The sequence below is a fragment of the Lysinibacillus sp. CNPSo 3705 genome (genome assembly GCF_028674935.1).
Lineage (GTDB): Bacteria > Bacillota > Bacilli > Bacillales_A > Planococcaceae > Lysinibacillus.
The window spans coordinates 1-3,456 of the sequence record NZ_JAQZSD010000133.1 but is presented as its reverse complement, the minus strand read 5'-3'; the positions used below and the strand labels follow the sequence as shown (position 1 = coordinate 3,456).

Sequence of the window (3,456 nt, the reverse complement as noted above, 5' to 3'; positions counted from 1 at the left end):
AATTGATATTATTTTAAGAATTATTTCGTATTTTATCTAAAAATTTGTAAAGATCATTTTCGAAATTATATACTTCTTCAAATTGGGTATTTTTTAATCTAGCACATAAAGGAATAACAGTTGAATTTTTTAATTAAAAATAAATCTGAATCTTTAAAGCTCTAAAAGCATTTATCATATTATCACCTGTTTTAACATTATAAAAAGACAGGGAATACGCCCTGTCTTTTTATAATCATAATTGTTAGCATGTACATCCGTAATAATTAATAAGTTGAATTACGTTTTTCTTTACTAAGTATTAATAATTCCATTGCATATAAATTACCTCCTTTCAATGTATCTTTTAAGCTGCTTTTTGTTTTAATAAGTTTAATTACATTCTTCCTTACTAAATATTAATAATTCCATTGCATATAAATCACCTCCTTTCAGTGTATTTTTAGGCTGACTTTTTGTTTATTATTTATTAATCCTATATTCAAGATGTGATTTATCCCTGTTAATTCACCTTTGGCTATAAATATCACTTAAATTGGAATATTTACACAAAAACTCTTTTTATCTATTGTTTGTTTAAAGGATTGGAAACTAATAAATTTCGAAATGCTACTATCAAAAAGTTAAAAAGAAGAAATTCACAATCAAACACCCTATTAATTCTTTATTTTCTATAATATTACATATTAAACATTTCTTTTAAAATTCCTTCTACTTTTTGGAAATTTTTTTATTTAGTCTTTTATTGTTATGGAGGTTTTAAGACAATTAGATTGTAGTATTAATAGAAAGACTGAATAAATAAAAAAACTAATTAATCGTTTGCGAATTTAAACGCAGTGGGTGATTTCATTATTTGATAAATAATACCAAAACTAATACTGATAGGAATTGAAACAAACACTTGTTCAAATGGAAGAATTAATTATTCGTACAGTAGACAGAAAAGTATTAGGAGGATTGATTAACAAAGAAGAAGAAAAAAAGAATGCATGTGGAGACGGTCGTCAAATGTTGTTACCCGACTCTTAGATGGAGACGACCTTTCATACAGCCAATCAATAATATATAACGCTTAATAGTTGAGTGATTTTCATAAATTCGTGATAAAGATGATAATGTTACCGTAAAGATTAAGTACTAATAATGACCTCTAACGTTGATTTAACGGTCTTTTTTTTTAGTTATTCAGCTGCTGCAACTATTCCAAAAAATTATTTATTTTAGAACACTCACCGCCACACTTATGTTCAAATTTTAATTTAAACTATTTAAACTTAACTGAAAAACTGTATTATCAGAAAAGAATTTTTAAAATGGGTTCATTGAAAAATTAATGTTAAATAAACATTTATAGCATAATGAAGTACTCTGTTTCTTTAAATTAGATTTCTAAAATTATTAATTATTGATTGTATCAATCTGTAGAGTCGTTGCCTATGTACGTAAAAAAGAGCCTATAATTAGGCTCTTTCGTCGTTTTCGGATTTTTCAGTACTATACTTATAAAACTCCTATTCGCTTGTTCCGGACGGTTTTAAAGGCATTTGTTTAACAGATGATACAATTGGAATCTGTACACATAGATCAATTGAATTTGGCAGTTTATATGAACATATCAATAGTTGGCTATCTCCTAACTGAATGGACTGAATTCTACGTCCCTTTTTCAGTTCTTTCACCATCATGTAGTAGTATTTAACCTCTAAGCTGTATGTGAAGCAGTAATGTAAGATATTATCATGTTCTTCATGATATTGGTCGTGGCTCATACTATTTCACTCCTTTAGATAATCGAAATTAGCATTTGAATCAATCGTAATTCTTAATTACAATATAGACGTTCATTTAGATTTTTATACTTCTATTAATCAATTATTTTCGTTCTCGGTGAAAGTGAAATTCATCGACTACTATCTTCATTCTGTTAGTTGCTACACGAAATATCAACACTTCTATTGATTCCACCACTTCTAGGGATATCAAATTGAAGAGTTCTCGTTAACTTAAAACAATACTCCCCCGAACATCATGATTGTTTGTCCGACCCACCATAGAGTAATTCACAAGGCTAAAGGATCTTTCAATAGAAAACAAAAGAAGTGACTACCCAAATGGACTCATCGAAAAATTTCTATTAAATAAACATATGTAGCAGAGTGAAATACACTGCTACTTTACTAAAAAAAGAGCAAACTTTCGTTTGCTCTTCAAAATGCTTCTTTAGATTAAGGCTTCCCTTTATAATCATTCAGTTTATCATGTGTATACCACATTTTAATTCTCATTTAAACCGTAGTATATTCTCTGCTAGCGGGGAAAAAACCTAATCGACATCCGTAATCTATCAAATTAGATACAAACTTTGCATTAGGTAATTCGCATACCACATCAACAACAATTAATAGCAATTGGCTGATTAACAATACAATGTTCTCTTTTTTTGCATTTTTCATGGTTATATTCCTGTTAAACTTCAACCTTATGTATTGATTTAAAACACTAATTACAACGGTTAATTAAGGCATATAAATATGTCTTCCTTTCTATATCATAGATGATTATATAAATTAAACCCTTTTCATTCGTGCCAAAACACTTGCTGGACACCTCTCATTCTCGAAAAAAGTCTAATAAAAAAGAACCCGCTTCAAAACACCATTAAATAGCCATGTAAAAGAAACATCATGACTAATGGTTATTTTGAAGCAGGTTCTTCCCTCTTACCAATCTATTTATATCATCTTATCAAAACTAAAAACAGAATACAATAGACTCAAAAAACATGTTTTTTTTTTGGCTTTGAAGCAACTTGAGTTAGATTAACGTCTTATATTCATCTCCAACGGTAATCCCGTTGCTTGCCTAACCTATTAGATATAAAAACTATAAAAGCTTTTTTAGTCTTTTCTAAACCTCTATAAAGAACCTACTTTAAGTGGGTTTGGCTATAGGAGGGTCTATGTATTCTATCTGTGTCTGTTTCTAAAACAAAATCAACTTTAATTTCGCTTGAACTTTATCATTCTGCTGTACTCGATAGCAACTTACTTTTCCATAAAACGGAAGAGGCTGCCAAAATAATGTGGTAGCCTCTTAATCTCTATTTAAATCTATTGATTATTTAATAACAGCTTTAAGTAATGATATGTTTACGAAGATATCATTATCCCTATTAGAAAACTTTTTTCATATTAACTATATTTTTGCAGCCAAGTATCAAAAGCGTTTTCTAAGGATGTTACAATATCATCCTCTTCTTTTAGCGTGACTGTAAAAAGAAATATTCCATAGTCTTTTAAACTCCCGCTTTTTTCGTTGATTTTTTCCAGATTTCCACCTTGATAATATATTTCCCAATATCCCTGTTTTAAATTAACTGCGATACTTTCATGAATTATTTCAAAATCATTCGTATCAGTAATATCTCTATATCTTGTAAGATGATAGTGTGGA

Annotated in this window: 3 protein-coding genes; 1 reads left to right on the top strand and 2 read right to left on the bottom strand. The window is 28.7% G+C overall.

From position 1 onward, the window contains the following. Nucleotides 1-891: 891 nt before the first annotated feature. The gene (locus tag PVA17_RS24490; RefSeq protein ID WP_274069297.1) at nt 892-1,032 is read left to right on the top strand and encodes a hypothetical protein; all 141 of its coding nucleotides are present in this window, start codon (nt 892-894) and stop codon (nt 1,030-1,032) included. A 482-nt stretch (nt 1,033-1,514) separates the two neighbouring features. On the opposite strand, the gene PVA17_RS24485 is transcribed toward PVA17_RS24490, so the two are convergent. Beyond that, nucleotides 1,515-1,772 carry a hypothetical protein gene (locus PVA17_RS24485; RefSeq protein WP_274069296.1) on the bottom strand — a complete coding sequence of 86 codons (258 nt, stop codon included), beginning with the start codon at nt 1,770-1,772 and terminating at the stop codon, nt 1,515-1,517. A 1,422-nt stretch (nt 1,773-3,194) separates the two neighbouring features. Beyond that, nucleotides 3,195-3,456 (bottom strand): hypothetical protein (locus tag PVA17_RS24480; protein WP_274069295.1); only part of this gene is annotated, 262 nt, incomplete at its 5' end.

Coding starts and splice junctions, on each gene's coding strand:
- PVA17_RS24485 (WP_274069296.1), bottom strand. CDS start 1,772: ATGAGCCACGACCAATATCATGAAGAACATGATAATATCTTACATTAC.